Here is a 17,237-nt window from a genome sequence, read left to right as displayed (position 1 = left end):
AACCATTAAGGTTACACCCGGTTGAAAGTAACCAACGGCCGGTAATATTCAAAATATGAATGGACGGTATTATACAGGATTGAAAGAATGGATAAAAAAATTGATCATTTACCCTCATAGGGCAGAAAATTTCCAATACCGCTTTTGTGGAACAAAAAAGCCTCAGGAAATCATTCCAAAGGCTTTGTTATACCTGTAAGTATCCTATTGCTATTCCGTTCCAAATTTTTCATTCTCACCCAAATTGGGGGTTTCCGACTTTATCAGGCTTGATTTGGCAATCTCAAAAAGCTGGACCAGCTTGTTGTTTTTTGAATCCCAGTGCTCGCCTTTGTTAATTTTTACCACAAGCATTCCCAGGTCGGGGTCTTTTTTCCCGTTTTTAAACCAGGCAGCTACCCATGGATTCCAATACCGATCGATTAAATTCTGATCTTCAGAAATTTTGGCTTTACCAGAAAGGGAAACATATACATTGTCTTTCGGGTTGCTAAAGGTCAGACAGATATCCCTGTCCTGCTCAATTTCAAAGGCTTTGGCATCACTTTTCGGTGTATAAAAAAATAAGCTCCCGTCATACGCATCCTGTACGAGACTCATTGGACGAGCCCGCATAACTCCGTCTTCATTTTCGTCTTGTGTGACGAGCATACCTACTTTTATATCTTTGATAAGGTCCCAAATTAATTTTTTGTGTTCCGGGCTTGACATGTTTGCTAAGTTTTTTTGTTCTTATTTAAAACAATGTAAAATGAATTGTTTTAAGCACCATCTCTTGGGCTTTCGGTAACAATTAGTGCAAATCACATTCCAAAAACCATATTGGGATAGCCTATTATAGATTTATACTTCAGGTATATTGCGGCATTTAATTTGATATTTTTAACCGTACAGTTGAAAAGTTTACAAAAGGGATTCACGCTGAAATATTACAGCTGAACCTAAATCGGGACCGGGTTGGGTAACAAAAAACCAAGTGCCCAATGTGGTAAACAGAAAATTAGATTGCCTGGCACTGTTACAATCCGATAAAGCGGAAAGGTGCTGATTTTTTAAAGTAATCTGAAGTCTCTCCCGAGTAGGTCTGGTTATTGGATAAATCCAGTTTGCGTACCGGAGCCTTTTCGCTGAAATCGATTTTTTTCAGATCCACCCAAAAGGCATTTGGCGTCAAGGCTGTTTCGAAATAGTAGACCAGGTTTTTCTGATCGGCTACCATCCGCCAGCGTGTAGTGGACAGATTCGGATAACCCTCTATTTCAAAACCATAAGGTACAGAAACGTTCCGGATTACACTAAAAACACTGGCCACCGCTACGCGGGTATTATCCGTCTGAGGGATTGAATTGAGAAAGAACGAGGCACGAACAAAACGGTCGGAGGAAGTCACCGATCCCGGCAAAAACGTCTTGCCTGGAATGTTTTCCCAATACTTGCCAATGGCCATTTGCTGCTCGTAGGGAGGATCATTGGTCATTAGCTGATAGGAAGCATCATGGTGGATGACCAGTTTTCCCGCAATGTATTCCAATATGGCACTGTCGCCTGTGGCATCGGAAATAGACAGGTGTACTGTAGTGAATTTATCCGTGCCCGGAATAAAATCCGAAACGATGGCAAAGTCGGCATCCCTCATTTCTGCTACAGCCTCTGCTACAGTAGCGAAGTTATCTAAAACATACTGTGCCCAAAGGGAAATGGCCAGTCCCTTTGTGTCTCCTTCCTTATTGAAGGTAGGATAAGTAGACTCCACCAGCCAGAGCATATTGGCCACAAGTCCCTTCTCGTTCATGCCATCGGTGGTGGAAATGTCCCAGGAACTAACCGCAAGGCTGCCGTATTTGGACACCCATTCGATGGAGTTTTTACCCACTTCCCCACTCCGCTTCATGCCACGGGGAAAAATCCACTGATTGGCCGGAATTTCCAAAGAAAAATCCATGGTCCTTCCCGTGAGAACGGTGTTGTTGGGACCCTTGTACACCACACGGGTACAGGTTTGGGATTCAGGAATAAATCCAAAGCTGGCCAGCAAGGTCAGAGAGAAGTAAAGGATTTTTTTTCGCAAAATCATTTTATAAAAGTTTATTATCTGAATTTTATCTGTTTTAGCCCAGCATGCTGATTCCCTTGGATAGGTCAACTTTGGTGTCTATGGATATTTATTGTAAACAATCAGTCTTCCAATAGGTACGCATGACCAAAATAGGGAATTTCAAAAGGATTATGTTGATTAAATTACATTTTTTAAATCAATTATTTAATATACAATGGTGAAAAAGAAAATTTACTTTAATAAATTGAGGTATTTGCTCCGGTTTTCAAATATTATCCAAAGAAGAATTGCCCAAATTATTAGTGCTATTACAAGCCCTTCTGGTGCCACAAAAATGTGCGTAAGCAGGATACCCACCATTACCGGAAATACCACCAAAGCTCCCAACGCTCTTGTTTTTGGGAAGAAAATTAGGAGTCCTCCCAAAACCTCTGCAAATCCTATCAGCGGCATTAGCCATTCGATTTCTATAAGGGCCAAATTATCTTTGACCAGGGCTTCTGGCAAGCCTTCAGGCACCGGCACATAATTGAAAAATTTGTTCAATCCTCCGTTCATTAATAATAGTCCAAAGAGGATAGCAATTACATTGTACGCTTTTTGTTTCATGTGTTTGTAATTTTCTCTAAGTTGCCACATGGAATCTCGCATGTTGGATAATCATTCCTCCGTGTGTCGCTTGCGACATGCTCGATTTCATCTTTTTTTAGGGTTTATTTGTATAATTTTTAGCGTAAGCTGATTTGAGAGGCAATATACTGGTCTAAATTTTGGAGACCAGCCGTGAAACCTTCTTTGAAACCCATTTCAATTATTTTTTCAAGGTCCTCCAAAGAATCGAATGTCAACCGAATATTGACAAGGGTCTGTTCGCCATATTGCTCAAAATTATTTTCCCATTTATTTCGTGGAAGCGTCGTATCTATTTTACCTGCTGAATCACAAAAACCATCGAAAGCAGAAAATGATTTTTGATGTTCAATACTGAGGTAATCGACTCTCCCCCAGTGTTCTTCATTTTCCGGGCTTACCATTGCATAAAGCCAATGCCCCCCCTCTTTAAAATCCATAGATTTCGTTTTGGCAATCCATGGCTTGGGTGCCCACCATTGGTCAAGAATTTCTGCTTTCGTCCAGGCGGACCAAACCAGATCGACAGGTGCATGGAATGATCTTGTGACATGGATCTGTTGATTTGGTTTGTCAACCTCGAAATTGAATAAAATCGATTTGCTCATTTTTTCTTTAATTTTATTTGCTCCAACACCTCATCCAGCTGGTTGAATCTTTGGCCAATCAATTGCTTGAATTGCTTAAGCCAGTCTTCTACTGCTGCCATTTTTTCGACATTGAGGTGATAATGAATTTCCCTGCCTTGTTGCTCCTGCCTAACAATATCACATTCGGCAAGGATTCTTAAATGTTTTGAAACTGCCTGTCTGCTGCTGTCAAAATGTTCTGCTATCGCATTGGGAGTCAAAGCACCCACTGTCAAAAGCATGATTATTGCCCGGCGTGTTGGGTCCGCTATCGCTTGAAACACATCTCTTCGCATGATTAACCGGTCTGATATACCAGGACAACTATTCCACAGGCAAATTGCCGGGAAGCGAGCAAATTCAACTTTTGCCTTGCTTCTGCTTCCTTGAAAATTGACATCCCTTTGCCAATGATCGCCGGATTTACGAATAAATACATTTCATCAATCAATTTTTCTTTGATCAAAAATGAAACGAATTTGCCCCCGCCATATACAATCATTTCATTGCCGGCTTGCTGTTTAAGTGCCTTAATCGCTTCCACAAAATCCCCATTCTCTACGACTGTGTTTTCCCATTTAGATTTTGTCAATGTTTTGCTGAAGACAATTTTATGTGTTTCCGAAAACTTAATCCCTGCTTCCCGCTCAGGGTTCTCCTGGTCATTAGCAACGGCTTCCCAATGAGGAATAAAACCCTCTGCTAAATGCCTGCCAAGTAAAATGGCATCAACAGGTTGTAACAATCCGTCGACATAGCTTTTTAAGTCATCAGACCAATTTATTGTCATCCAATCCATTTCTCCCTTCTCTCCTGAAATAAATCCGTCAACGGTTAGCTGCACTTGTAATTTTAATTTCCTCATGAAAATTGTTAAATGAATCTTGAAACTACATGGTTGCAAATATATACGCAACTATTCAGTTTCGCAATTTTTTATTGTATTTTTTTCAAGGTGATTCCTGTTGATAATCAGGAAGCTGATCTGATTTTGCAGGAAAGGACCGGTTGTTGTTGTTAAGGATGATCCAAACCGGGAACTGAGTTCTAAAAAAGTTCGTACGAATTCAGGTTGCTAATCCTTTCCTAAGTAGATGGGGAAATTTATGGATAGGTACCTAACCCTAGTCAGAAGAATATATCAAAGGGATTATCACATTTTACCGTATAGCTATTTGAAAACTGGGCAATAAAATCCAGCTGAGTGATGTTGCAAAAGCTACCAGCTTCCGCCTGCACCTCCACCGCCAAAGCTACCGCCTCCGAATCCACCGAAGGATCCTCCTCCACCGCCGCCAAAGCCGCCGCTTCCTGAGGAGAAGTCGCCAAACTTACCGCGGTTGCCTCCAAGCATACTGGCAAGCATCATGGTAGTGAAGAAATCCACACCACCACGTTTTCCACCCATGTGGTTGTTGTTGTCTTTTCGGTTTTTGATCAGGCTCAAAATCACAAAGCCGATGGCGAAAATCAATAAAAATGGCAACAGGCCCCCTGGCCGGTCTGATGAGCTTAACTGCTCGGCATCATACTCACCTGAAGCCAGCTTAAAGATCATGTCCGTGGCCTGGTCCAGGCCTGTAAAGTAGTCTTCCTTCCGGAAGTTGGGCACAATAAGCTGTTCGACTATCCGCTTGGCCAGGGCATCCGGAATCGCTCCTTCCATGCCATATCCAGTTGCAATAAACACTTTCCTGTCTTTCATGGCCGCAAGGATCAGGATGCCATTGTCCTTGTCTTTTCTGCCTATCCCCCATTTGTCTCCCAATTGAAACGCATAATCACTGATCGCATAGGGCCCTACGGAATTGATCATTACGATACTGACCTGCGAAGAGGTGCTGTCATTGTAGGCCAAAAGCTTACTTTCCAGCTGCCTCACCTCCTGGTCTGAAAGGGTTTCCGAAAAATCATTTACCAGGCGGGGAGGGTTTGGTTTTTCGGGAAAATCTCCCTGCGCCCAGCCGGAAAGTGAAAGGGATGCTAAAAGTAATAAAGTGAAAAGCTGTCTTTTGATCATAATGTTCTATTCGAAGGATATATCGTTGGGTAGTTCGTTGATGTCTCCTTTTTGGTCGTAAGGAAAATGTTGCTGAAGCTGCTGGCCGGACATTTCTATGCCTTTTCTAAGCCCCTCGGTAAATGCCCGGTTTTTGAAATGAATCACCATTTCCTCCTTGATATTTTCCCAGAAATGTTCAGGAACCACCTGATTTATGCCGGCATCTCCCAGGATGGCAAATTTATGGTCTTCTGCAGCAAGATAGAAAAGCACTGCGTTGCGGTACTTGGTTTTGTGCATCTTGAGTTTTTCAAACACCTGTGCCGCCCGGTCGAGTACATCTCCTTTGCAATGGCTTTCGATGTGCACCTGGATTTCTCCGGAAGTTTCCTTTTCTGCATTCCGGATAGCCTCCGTAATTATGGCCCGGTCTGCAGTACTGAATAATTTTTCGGCCATGAGATTTTTATTTAAAATTCTACCGTTGGGGCATTTTCAGCACCTGCTGCGGCTTCGAAATAGCCCTTGGTCTCAAATCCGTACCAACCGGCAAAAACATTATTAGGAAAGGTTCTGAGATTGGCATTGTAGCCCTGAACAGATTGGTTGAAGTTTCTTCTAGCTACAGCAATCCTGTTTTCCGTGCCTTCGAGTTGCGCTTGCAATTCCAGAAAATTCTGATTGGCTTTCAGGTCAGGATATCTTTCCACTGCCACAAGCAGTCTGCTGAGCGATCCGCTCAGTTGGTCTTGTGCTTCCTGGAATCGTGCGATATTTTCAGGGGTAAGGTCATCTGCCTGCAAATTGATGGAAGTTGCCTTTGCCCTCGCTTCGATTACTCCTGTCAGGGTTTCTTGTTCAAAATCGGCATAACCCTTTACTGTATTCACCAAATTGGGGATCAGGTCGGCCCGGCGCTGGTATTGGGTTTCCACTTCAGCCCATTGGCCGTTGACGGTTTCTTCGGTTTGCACAAAGGTATTGTACACGCCTACAGCTTTGCTGTACACAAATATGCCAATCAGGAGAATGATTCCAATGGGAATTAATATTTTTTTCATAGTTCAAATATGGATGTTTTAAAAAACAATGCAGGTATTTGACGTAAAGTTAAGCCGGAGGGTTGTGAAAACCGATCATTTTCACGGATTTCAAATGCCATTTAGGGACCGGAAGGTGGAATAGATGAATGCAAATCCTTTCACCTCAAAATTTCGAACATCCGAATGGGTAAAGATCGAAGCAATTGCAACTACCGCCATTGTTCTTTCCTGCGTTTCATTTATTAGTTGGCTCCCATTGATAGAACAAACCTGGCAAGACTATAGCAAGTAAAGGTTGCTATTTATTTACAATCGTAATTCCTTCATGCGCCAACTCCAAAGTTTCTACCGAAACCTCATTTCCATCGGATTTTAAATCATTACCAGCAATTTTTGTGGGCCTACATCCAGCAGACGCCAGGTCATGGTTGGGCTACCTTGCTCATCTATCAATTGAATGACTACCGTTTCTAGCTTGATTGTATTCATTTTTATGGCATCAAACCAGGTAAAGAAATCATTATCCTTACGAAGAACGCCCTTTTTGAGCGTTACCGCCCCGTACCCTACTCTTCCAGGCATTTTGATCATTGAAAATTGCCGGGATCGAAATTCCATCCGTTGATTTTCCATATCTAAGCAGGCAATTTCTTGAAACACCGCTATATTTTCCTGAGCATCGAATGTAACGGTAAAGTTAAATTTAGGTTCTGGCCATTCATTATCCTGGGTTTCTTCTGACATGATCGCAGAATTTAAGATTACAAGGTTATCTAACTGTTGGATTTAGTGTCTCTCTTTTCCTATGCAACCTGCCATAAACCCTTACTTAATCTTCTTCAAAATATAAGGCCTGAATACAAATAAAGAAACAGAAATTACTATTAGCCCTATTAAAGAAAAAGGAATTTTTTCAATTTTCTCAATAATATCCGCTACAATTGCAAGCCCGCAAAGTATTGACCCTGTGAAACAAATCCATTTATATTTGGCTTGTTGATGAAAAGCAATGAAATTCACGGTTCCAAATGTGAACAGAAAAATAATACTTGCTGCATCAACCAAACTACTAAGACTTCCAATGATAGCGAGGGCTGAGGCCAATGCTGCTATTATGAGTATGGCATAGTAAGGAATGTTTTCGTCATTCTCCTTAACAAATAAGTGTGGCAAATCTTTTTTCTCAGCTACATTTTCCATTAATCTTGCTGTTGAGAATAACGTAGCATTTATTGCTGAACCTGTTGAAAATGCTGCAGCGATGGTAACAATGACGAGTCCAATCGTCCCCATAGCCATTTTTCCGGCGATGGATAGTGCGACTTCCTTTTTTTCAATGATTGTATCTGCACCCACAATCATGGTGGTTCCGAGGGTTACTAATACGTAAATGAAAATTACTGTTAGAACTGACCATATAGTAGCTTTGGGGAGTGTTTTGTCCGGATTTTTTAAATCATTATAATCATAGGATAAAAGCTGAAAACCCTCATAAGCCATAAAAATCGTACCTGCTCCCATAATAGCTGCGTGCCAAGGTTTTGGACTAACCCCTTTGGTTAATTGTTCTGGCATCCATTCTGCTAATCCATAGACTGCGAGCCCCAACAAAACGAGTAATTTGCCATAAACTGTGATGATTTCAAATGTCGAAGTATTGCTTACTCCCTTTAAGTTAATAAATGTAAGTAAGGCAATGATTGCAACGCCCAATACTCTGGGCAGCCAGGAACCTAATTCAAAAATGTGCGCCACATAATGTCCAAAAGTGAAAGCATACACAGAAAGTGTTAAGATGTAGCCTAAAATTAAAATCCAGGAGAGACTACCTGCAAATCCTTGATGATTGATTTTCCTTAAGAATGTGAACGCACCACCACCTTCACCATATTTGATAGAGAGTTGGTTGTAACTATGGGCGGATACTAATGCAATAAGACCTGCAATTACGAAACTCAACCAGGCCCATTCTCCTGCAGACTGAATAATAACACCCAAAACTGAAAATATCCCGCCTCCAACCATACCTCCGACTGCCATTGCCCAGGTAGCATTAAAATTCATTTTGTCATCAGCCATTTCCTATTATCCTTTGCAAAATTCATATAAAAATTTATTCCGGAAGCTGAGGTGGGAGAATAAGGCACCCACCATCTTCTCAACTTCCAAATCCGATGATCGAATTAACTATTTCGGCGCAAAAATCAAGCCTGAACGGTTCCTTTCTCACATAAAGAATGTGTGGATCTTGGAAAACCTGTATATCCATCAATGGCAAAAATTTATTTTTTGTCCAGGATCTTGGGTAGGTCAGGAACTTCCAAAATTTTGACTGGAGCGAAAGGCTGATTATACTCTTTCCCAAATAAACAACCAAGCCGCTATCTTTTATATTGAATCAAGGTGATTCATGAAACGATGTTGGTAACATGCATTCTTAAAACCTGTTCCAACTATGATTTGCAGCCCTTGCGCTTGGTTTCTGGTCAATAAACCTCTCGATAGTGGAACGCATTTTTTCCCACTGCAAAAAGTACAGCCTGAAACCACCCGCTTTCCAGCTTAAAAAAACAAAGATCCGAAAAACCCTGGAATTCAGGGCAAGAATGTGCAGGCCGGAGAGTTCGTGATGCCACCCAAAAGCATCCTGTTTTTGACCTTTTCTAACCTATAACTCAACTACAGGGACGAAAATAGCCGACAAAATATGGCTGGTTACGGAGGGTGGAAATGGCAAAATGGATGACCTGTACCGGATCAACCCGGATTGGGCCCTGCGCTTATTTGCCAAAAAATGAAAGACCGCCGAGGCTTTAAAAACCTCAGGGGTCCGGTTAAGAAATACCTACAACGCACTTACCCTTTAAAGCCGAGTCAGAATGCTTGTATATTAGGAACAGGCTCAATTATTTTGGTTTAATTTAATAATCCATTAACTGAGAGATCTTCATCTAGGCTTTCCCAGTGAATTCCAATTCCTCCTCCGTTTAACCTCCAATTAGTTAACTGTTCTTTTGACGCTTGCCGAAGTTTGGGAAACCATTCAATTGGAGCACCGATTTCTCTTCCATCTTCCAATAAGACATAAAGCATTTCTTCCGTAAACCAGACTTTTTTGGCTCTATTGATTTTTTTATCTGTTAAAGTACTCATGCCACTTATTTAGGATTAACGCTATACCTTTCTACTGAAAAAGGAGACCCAAACCAACGATCAACTTAAAAACTGCTACTTTTAAAATCTCCCGGCACCATAAAAACAAAAGGGGAAAACCATTCCCTATAATACCTCTAATTACAGGGAAGTTATTTTCTTTCAGCCCAGTTTTCTAGTTTTAGGTTTTCAATATGCCGGAAGTCTTTAATGTTGTCGGTTACTAAAATAATTTCATTTGCTTGTGCAGTAACACCAATTATCAAGTCAAATTCATCATGCATAGGTGTTCCTTTTTTTCGAAGCAAGACTTTGATATTTGCATACTGGTCTACTATCCCAAAAATTGGAATGATGGTTAGTCCCTTAACAAATTTATCAACCGCTATGTGAGATTTTTTGGGATCATCGCTATTTTCTGCTCCGTATTTCAGTTCAAAAACTGTTATTTCAGAGATGAAACAATTCTCAAGACCTTTTTCCTTGATGATTTCGTCTAGATGGAGTTCCCCTCTTAAAAAAAATACACATGTACTTGTGTCAAGCAAATATTGCATATTTTAAATTTTCAAGTCTTTTGATCTGAATTTCCTGCTTTCCCTAATATCTTTTATGATTTCTTCGGCTGGCTTTTCTGAAACAAATCCTCCGAAAGAACTAAAAAAATCCTTTTCATTAGACTTTCTTCCTTTCCTAATAGATTTTGCGAGCCGTTCCAGCAACTCTAATTTGCTTACAGAACTCAAGCTTTCAAAAAGCTCAGAATAAGTTTCAATGATATGGCGTTCTGCATGTGTCATAGTCTAAATTTTAATAAATATATGAAATTACATTATAAAACTGATTTCCATTCTACTTGGTTCTTCTTCAACTTCCCTGTAACGCTTAGTGTAGTAGCCGTGCCGGATTTATAAGCACTTCTCTTTCCTCTAGCATCAAAGATAGTAAAAATAGCAAACTTTCGGTCACCGCTTCAGCAGGCATGGATACTACACAGTGTATGGGCTGTAATTTTTCTTCACTTTAGAATCGCTTTAGTCAATTTCGTCTATGTCTTTTCTACCTTTTTAATGAATAGTCAATGTAAAAAAAAGGTTTCAAACGTTTTATATATCTTCCATTGCCAGCCTGATTAGCTCATCCCAGTGTTCATCAGTCACCAAAGGTGCCTGGGGAATGCTTCTACCTCAGACTTGGGAATTCAAAACAATGCCTTATTTGACGGCTTTACATAAGACATAAAAAAGTATCTCCCCAATGATATTTGATATATTAAATTTTAGGAAGTTACTTATTTTTTATTCAGCTTTCTTGGGCAATCTAATAAGATACTCTCTAATGTCATGTATGTTTCCTTCTGCTTCCGCTTCATGTGATTGCACCATTTCTCTGAACCTCCAAAAAAAGAAGTGATCACTAACTGCAAATCCTGTATCAACTAGTACATGCCCAACTATACGAATTGGGTTTTGAAATTCCGTAGACATATAAGCTTTCAAGTAATGATCAAAATAATTTTCGTCCTTTGTAATAAAGTTATCTTTGCCGTCTAAAATTCGCAATGTACCCTTTTGTTTCACAAGTGAAATCCATAGATCTTGCCAATATTTTCGCTTCTTTAAATCTAATGGATAAAAAGATTTCGCTACAGTACCACAATCTTCAGAGTGAACGACTGTCAGATGACTCGGCGTCCATTGCTTTCCATTTCGATGTGGCAATTGGATATTATTAAAGTCTGTCATTTCTATACGTATGTTTATATTTCGTAATTCATAAAGTAATCTTGCAGTTCCAAGAATATCAGTAATAAAATTACCAGACCATATGTATAAAATGCTACTGGGAGTTAAAGTATGTTTTAAATATTCAATTTTCAATATATCTTGCTGCCATTGGTAGGTATGACATACTTCAATCATAGATGTAAAATTGGTATTAAACCATTCCTGCCTATGATATTTTCCTTCAAATTCATGTAGATTATATAATGGCCCTATTTGTAGATAATCCTTCAGAGAAACTATTTTCCCAATATATGGCCTAAGTTCTATATTGCATTTTAGTTGTTCTTGGTGTCCAAATACTATGTGGGTTTGGTTTTTTTCCATCTAATTTAATATTCAACTATAAATTCTATATCATGTACCTTATCCATCTTAATCCAAAAACTATGGAACCCGCTATATGACTTGACAACTCAACCGGATAATCTCAATAAAGCTAGTCTCTTCAACTCCTATAGCGGAACCGAGTTAATCGGTTGCAACGAATTGCCCATAACACCTGTATTAAGCTATGCCTTGGAAGGAGAGTTGCATGTATACGGAATATGTAACCCAGCGCATTCCTTGGTTTCGTTCAATAAATTAAGCATTTCGGAGATTGAAGCAAAAAAACAAACCGGTTTTTCCCATGCCAGCTTAGATCCCCGCACCGCCAAGAAGCTCCAGCTCCTGCCCTTTGGCTGGCGGACCGTCCAGTAAGGGCATGGCCTGGCTGATCAGCTCCCGTACTCCCTCCACTTTCAGGGATTGGTCGTGGTCGGCTTTGCTGTCCCAGATTTCGGTAATGTACACGGAATGGGGGTCGTCCGGATTTTGACCGATTACATATAGCCTGCATCCTTTAGCGGTAGCCACCAATTCGGACGCTTGCAGTAAAATCGCTGCAAGGGCTTCCTGATGCCCGGGCTTTGCGGTCAATTTGCCATTCAATAGGTATTTGTTCATGTTTTATGGATTAGCGTTGATTGTTCTAAATAGTGACTAAAACCTTGCTTTACTTTTTTCCCGGCAGACCTACCGGATTACCCGGTTACCACCCGGTGCGCTGCCACAAATTCCGGATCCAGGGTAACGCCCAGGCCCGGGCCCGTAGGAACGGTGACTTTACCGCCCTCACTGCTAAGGCTGGAGGTAGGACTATCCAGGGGAATTTCATTGTTAAACCCCTTGAATTCATGAAAGGGTCCGGCATTGGCAACGGCCGACACAAAATGCATCATGTACAGGTAGCCCAGGCCCGAACCGGAAATGTGCGGGGTACAGGGTTTTCCTTTCAGCGCGGCCATCTTCGCTACTTTCATGGAACGCACCATGCCCCCAAAATAAAAAATATCTGGCTGCACGATATCCAGGGCATCCTCCTTGATCAGCCAGCGAAAACCATGCATGCTGGGTTCCTGCTCCCCACCGGCTACCGGAATCGTTATCGCTTTGGTGACTTCCCGGGTTTCTTCATACCAGTCAAACGGCACGGGCTCCTCGTAAAAATCATAGGCATATTCTTCCATGAGTTTACCAATGCGTATGGCCTCCTCAGGGGTATAGGAACCGTTGGAATCGGCATAAATCACTATCTCCGAACCGAAACGTTCCCTGACCAGAGGAATTAGCGCTTCTGTCCTGCCTGGCGGAAAATCCCTGTTGTGACTCATCCGGCCACCCACCTTGAATTTCAGAGCCCGGGCCTCGGTTTCCCGCACATGCTTTTCAATCAGGTCAATGGATTCCTCCGCCGATTTTCCCCGGTAATTATTGGCCTGGTAGACGGCAATCTCCGGATGGTAAATGGTTTCCGCCAGCAGAGCGCCCATGCTTTTGCCAGCCAATTTTCCCAACAAATCCAGAACGGCAAACTCCAGCGTAGCCAAGGGCACCCAGAAGGCCAGATTTTGCAGTTTGTAATTGCTCTGGTACACATACACCTCTTCCAAAAGCTTTTCCCAGTCCCGGGCATCCTTGCCGATAAAAAAGGGCTGAATGCGGTTGACAAAAATGGGGTACAGGTGCTTCATCTGCATGTTATTGCTTACCGACAGTCCCTCGGCACCCGATTTGGAGCGAACGCGACAGATAAAGTTATCTCCCTTGCGCAGCAATTCTACCGTCTCAATCCAGACCGGGTCCTTCAGTTCTTCCAGTCGTAATACCGGTTCGGTCAACACCCGGTCCAGGGCTTCCTCCTGCCAGTGCAATGCTTCCAACGCCTTGCCAGTAGATCTGGTAGAAAAGGCTGTCATCCCCGCTACCGCAGCCAGGGCAGAACGCTTGATAAACTTTCTCCTATTGGCTTTCATGGTTTACTCCTTTCCGGCCACCTTTAATTCCACCGCATACAGGCCAGTCCTGGCGGTTACAAAAAGCGTTTTCCCATCCGCACCCCCAAAGGCCAGATTGGAAGGCGTTTCCGGAAAGCGGATGGTACCCAAATGCCGGCCGTTCGGGGCAAAAACAAGTACTCCTCCGGGTCCGGTAGCAAAAATATTTCCCTTTTGGTCCACCTTGATGCCGTCCGGATTTCCCGTTCCCTCAAGGCCCGAAGCGTTGAAAAACAAAATTCCCTTGCCCACTTTACCACCCTTGCTGACCGGGTACTGCATGTACTTTTTGGGTTGATCGGAATTGGCTACGTAAAGTGTTCGCTCATCCGGTGACAGGGCCAGCCCGTTGGGTCGAAACAGGTCATCTGCAATCAGTGTCAACTTTCCCTTGTAAAAGCGGTATACTCCATTGTACCCAAGGGTATCCGTAGCACCGGATGGGAGTCCATAAGGGGGGTCAGTAAAATAGATGGCTCCATTGCTGTGTACAATCAAATCATTCGGGCTGTTGAGCGATGTACCTTTGTATTCCGTTACTACTGCCTCATAATCTCCGTCCGAACTGAGCCGGGCAATCTTTCTGCCGCTGTGCTCGGCCATCAGCAAGTTCCCTGCTGCATCGTAGGTGAGGCCATTGGAGTTATTGCTTGGCTCCCGAAAGACGTTCACCGGCTCTCCGGGACTCCAACGATAGATGGTATTGGCGGGAATATCGCTAAACAGCAAATGACCTTCCTCCTTGTTCCAGACGGGCCCCTCGGTAAACCGAAAGCCATCTGCCAATTTCTTTACCTCCACGTCCTCGGCTACCAGATCCAGAAAGGCCTGGTCTTTGACATCCAGGTCTTGACCAATTGCTGGGAGAAGAAAAAGAAAGAAAAGAGCAGAAAAACTGATTTTGCGGAGGCGGGACGTTATCTTCATGGTTTTTGGGTTTACTGGTTCATTAGGAAATATACAGGAATCCAACTAAAAGGCAAAGGCCTACCGCTCAAATCATCCGGAAAATTGCCTTCAATAACTCATCTCATCGATCTTGACCTTGCCGCGAAAGGTGAGGTAGACAAAGGTCGTATACCCAATTACCAGCGGGGTACCTATAGCTGCAAAGGTCAGCATGATGCCCAGAGACTTGTCCGAAGCAGCGGCATTATAGACGGTGATGTTATATTTGGGATCCAGGGTAGACACCAGCAGGTTGGGATACAATTCGATCGCTACCAACACCAGCAACAAACTAATCGTCAGGGAAGAAAAAAAGAAAGCCTGCCCGTATTTCTTTTTACTCGACAAGCGGGGTACATTGGCTATGCTCAAAAACACCAGGAGTGGAACAATAAATAAAACGGGTTGATTTCTGAAGGTATCTGAAAGATGCGGAATAAAAATCAGCGTATACAGGGAGGTGATACCAAAGCTCACCATAAAGAAAATCATGCCCTTTTTTAGTAAAACGGTAAGTTTGGCGTACATCCTACCTTCTGTTTTCAATAGCAGGTAGATGGCGCCATGGCTCATCATCAGCGCCAGTGTAGAAATACCTACCATCAGTGCAAATGGATTCAGGAAGGTAAAAAAACCAGCACCCTCGTATTCAAAATTCTCTCCTATGGGCAAGCCCAGCAACACATTTCCCAGCACGATGCCCAGCAAAAAAGGTAAAATGAAGCTGGATACGGAATAAGAGATGTCCCACATTTTTCGCCACCAGGCCATTTCCTCTTTGCCGCGAAATTCAATGGACACGGCCCGAAAAATGATGAACATCAAAAACAGCATAAAGGGAATGTACATGCCGGAAAGCAAGGTAGCATACATTACCGGAAATCCGGCAAAAAGGGCTCCTCCACCAATAACCAGCCAAACCTCATTGCCATCCCATACCGGCCCAATGGCATTCAGTGCCAGGCGTCTGCTTTTTTCCTTTTTAAAAAACAAATGCCAGGCTCCTGCTCCAAAATCAAATCCATCCAGAATGGCATATCCCGAAAACAAGCCTCCTACCACCAGAAACCAAAGTGTGGGATAATCGATACCGGCTAATGTTTCCATCTGATCTTAGTTAGGTTTTGAAAATGATTGGGCCACTTCCCTTTGAAACGGAAGGTCATCGTCTTCCTGTTCTCCATAGGGCCCGTGCTTGATCTTTTTATTCAATAAATATAAAAATAAGAGCAACAACAGGCTATAGATAAAGAAAAACATGATCAAGGAAAAGAGCACCTGATTTTCCGTCACCGATTTACTCAGCGCATCGCTGGTACGCAATAGGCCATATACCACCCAGGGTTGCCGGCCCATTTCTGCCGCAAACCAACCTACCTGATTGGCTATCTGGGGCAGGATCACCGAAAAGGAAAAAACCCAGAGCAGGCCTTTACTTTCAAACAAGTCACCCCTGATCCACTTGTAGCAGGCAAATAAAGTCAGTGCAATCAAAAACATTCCTATGGATACCATGATGTGGTAGAACTGGAAAACGGCGTTGATCTGGGAGGGCCTGTCTTCTTCCGGGAAGGCATTGAGGCCGGTAACCGGTGTATCAAAGCGGTAATCCAAAAGAAATGAAAGCCCTCCGGGCACCTTTATTCCCCATACCTGTTGCGATTCTTTGTCTACCCATCCAAACAAATACATGTCTCCTGGAGCGTCCGCTTCAAAATGTCCTTCAAATGCCGCCAATTTAGCAGGCTGATTCACTGCCACGCCGTTTGCCGAACTGTGACCGGAAACCAATTGAGACAGGGAAAAAATGGTAGCTACGACCAGGGCGATGTGGAACGCTTTTTTGGAGATATCCACAAAGCGGCCTTTGCGTAAGTAATAGGCATGCACACTTAAAACCAGAAACGCTCCAGCCAGAAAGGCACCCTGCCAGGTATGAATCAACCGGTCCATACTGGAAGGGTTAAATACCATTTCCCAGAAATCGGTGATCTCAGCCCTGGCTTCCATCCCCTCTCCCACCACATGGAAACCGGCTGGGGTTTGCTGCCAACTATTGGCAATAACGATCCAAACCGCTGAAAACATAGACCCTAAAAAGACGCCCATGGTGGCTACCCAGTGCACCCAGGGCTTTACCCTGTTCCAGCCAAACAGCAACACCCCCAGAAAACCGCTTTCCAGGGCAAAAGCAAAAATGCCTTCTGCCGCCAGTGCACTTCCAAATACATCGCCTACATAGCGGGAATAAGTGGCCCAGTTGGTCCCAAACTCAAATTCCATTACAATTCCGGTCGCCACGCCAATGCCGAAAGTCAGGGCAAAAATCCGGGTCCAGAATTTGGCCAGGATTTCATATTCTTTATTTCCCGTTTTCAAATACAAGGACTCCATGATCACCATGATCAGTCCCAGGCCAATACTAAGGGGCGGGTAGATGTAATGGAACGCGATCGTAAATGCGAATTGAATCCTTGATAAAATCTCTACGTCCATAACCGTCAACGGTTAGTGAAATGGAAAAACGTATTCCAATTTCTAAATCCGGGTCAGCCAATCAATTCCACCCGGCATCCTAAATACCTGAGTTCGATTATTAAATTCTACGAAATCCGACGATTTAGGGATGCCCATGTATAAATCTGATTAATTATGAAAGGGATTTGAATAATTA

Annotated in this window: 19 protein-coding genes and 1 pseudogene; all 20 read right to left on the bottom strand. The window is 42.8% G+C overall.

From position 1 onward, the window contains the following. Positions 1-210: 210 nt before the first annotated feature. A complete protein-coding gene (locus G9Q97_RS10385; RefSeq protein WP_166146574.1) occupies positions 211-711 on the bottom strand; it encodes a pyridoxamine 5'-phosphate oxidase family protein in 501 nt (166 codons plus the stop codon). A 307-nt stretch (positions 712-1,018) separates the two neighbouring features. Continuing rightward, positions 1,019-2,074 carry a linear amide C-N hydrolase gene (locus G9Q97_RS10380; protein ID WP_166146572.1) on the bottom strand — a complete coding sequence of 352 codons (1,056 nt, stop codon included), beginning with the start codon at positions 2,072-2,074 and terminating at the stop codon, positions 1,019-1,021. A 213-nt stretch (positions 2,075-2,287) separates the two neighbouring features. Further along, positions 2,288-2,665 (bottom strand): DoxX family membrane protein, encoded by a 378-nt coding sequence (locus tag G9Q97_RS10375; protein ID WP_166146570.1) that lies wholly within the window; start codon positions 2,663-2,665, stop codon positions 2,288-2,290. A 119-nt stretch (positions 2,666-2,784) separates the two neighbouring features. Then, positions 2,785-3,294: an SRPBCC family protein gene (locus G9Q97_RS10370; protein WP_166146568.1), complete on the bottom strand. Its 510-nt coding sequence runs from the start codon at positions 3,292-3,294 to the stop codon at positions 2,785-2,787. Next, positions 3,291-3,611: an ArsR/SmtB family transcription factor gene (locus G9Q97_RS10365; protein ID WP_166146566.1), complete on the bottom strand. Its 321-nt coding sequence runs from the start codon at positions 3,609-3,611 to the stop codon at positions 3,291-3,293. The genes G9Q97_RS10370 and G9Q97_RS10365 overlap by 4 nt, the downstream gene beginning before the upstream one ends. Positions 3,612-3,613: 2 nt before the next feature. After that, complete coding sequence (locus tag G9Q97_RS10360) at positions 3,614-4,180, bottom strand: dihydrofolate reductase family protein (RefSeq protein WP_166146564.1); 567 nt, start codon at positions 4,178-4,180, stop codon at positions 3,614-3,616. 354 nt (positions 4,181-4,534) lie between these two features. Beyond that, positions 4,535-5,335: a TPM domain-containing protein gene (locus tag G9Q97_RS10355; protein ID WP_166146562.1), complete on the bottom strand. Its 801-nt coding sequence runs from the start codon at positions 5,333-5,335 to the stop codon at positions 4,535-4,537. Positions 5,336-5,341: 6 nt separating this feature from the next. Next, a complete protein-coding gene (locus G9Q97_RS10350; protein ID WP_166146560.1) occupies positions 5,342-5,776 on the bottom strand; it encodes a TPM domain-containing protein in 435 nt (144 codons plus the stop codon). Positions 5,777-5,787: 11 nt separating this feature from the next. Continuing rightward, entirely contained in the window at positions 5,788-6,378 is a 591-nt protein-coding gene (locus G9Q97_RS10345; RefSeq protein WP_166146558.1) for a LemA family protein, read from the bottom strand. A 280-nt stretch (positions 6,379-6,658) separates the two neighbouring features. Continuing rightward, positions 6,659-7,104, bottom strand: a pseudogene (locus G9Q97_RS10340) (phage tail protein). Between the two features lie 81 nt (positions 7,105-7,185). After that, positions 7,186-8,439, bottom strand: a complete 1,254-nt coding sequence (locus G9Q97_RS10335) for an APC family permease (protein ID WP_166146556.1) — start codon at positions 8,437-8,439, stop codon at positions 7,186-7,188. An 837-nt stretch (positions 8,440-9,276) separates the two neighbouring features. Next, positions 9,277-9,513 (bottom strand): DUF2442 domain-containing protein, encoded by a 237-nt coding sequence (locus G9Q97_RS10330; RefSeq protein WP_166146555.1) that lies wholly within the window; start codon positions 9,511-9,513, stop codon positions 9,277-9,279. Between the two features lie 152 nt (positions 9,514-9,665). Next, the gene (locus tag G9Q97_RS10325) at positions 9,666-10,070 is read right to left on the bottom strand and encodes a PIN domain-containing protein (RefSeq protein ID WP_166146553.1); all 405 of its coding nucleotides are present in this window, start codon (positions 10,068-10,070) and stop codon (positions 9,666-9,668) included. 3 nt (positions 10,071-10,073) lie between these two features. After that, complete coding sequence (locus tag G9Q97_RS10320) at positions 10,074-10,313, bottom strand: hypothetical protein (protein ID WP_014773442.1); 240 nt, start codon at positions 10,311-10,313, stop codon at positions 10,074-10,076. A 498-nt stretch (positions 10,314-10,811) separates the two neighbouring features. Beyond that, on the bottom strand, positions 10,812-11,624 hold the full coding sequence (locus G9Q97_RS10315) for a DUF3658 domain-containing protein (protein WP_166146552.1): 813 nt from the start codon (positions 11,622-11,624) through the stop codon (positions 10,812-10,814). A 312-nt stretch (positions 11,625-11,936) separates the two neighbouring features. Continuing rightward, a complete protein-coding gene (locus G9Q97_RS10310; RefSeq protein ID WP_166146550.1) occupies positions 11,937-12,245 on the bottom strand; it encodes a putative quinol monooxygenase in 309 nt (102 codons plus the stop codon). 77 nt (positions 12,246-12,322) lie between these two features. After that, entirely contained in the window at positions 12,323-13,594 is a 1,272-nt protein-coding gene (locus G9Q97_RS10305) for a mandelate racemase/muconate lactonizing enzyme family protein (protein WP_166146548.1), read from the bottom strand. Positions 13,595-13,597: 3 nt separating this feature from the next. Further along, entirely contained in the window at positions 13,598-14,542 is a 945-nt protein-coding gene (locus G9Q97_RS10300; RefSeq protein ID WP_166146546.1) for an SMP-30/gluconolactonase/LRE family protein, read from the bottom strand. 90 nt (positions 14,543-14,632) lie between these two features. After that, positions 14,633-15,670 (bottom strand): cytochrome d ubiquinol oxidase subunit II, encoded by a 1,038-nt coding sequence (gene cydB / locus G9Q97_RS10295; protein ID WP_166146544.1) that lies wholly within the window; start codon positions 15,668-15,670, stop codon positions 14,633-14,635. A 6-nt stretch (positions 15,671-15,676) separates the two neighbouring features. Continuing rightward, entirely contained in the window at positions 15,677-17,059 is a 1,383-nt protein-coding gene (locus G9Q97_RS10290; protein ID WP_166146542.1) for a cytochrome ubiquinol oxidase subunit I, read from the bottom strand. Between the last annotated feature and the right edge of the window lie 178 nt (positions 17,060-17,237).

The sequence above is a fragment of the Cyclobacterium plantarum genome, from assembly GCF_011290685.1.
In the GTDB taxonomy this organism is placed as follows: Bacteria; Bacteroidota; Bacteroidia; order Cytophagales; family Cyclobacteriaceae; genus Cyclobacterium; species Cyclobacterium plantarum.
The sequence above is the reverse complement of the archived record's forward strand: the minus strand, read 5'-3'. Positions and strand labels throughout refer to the sequence as shown.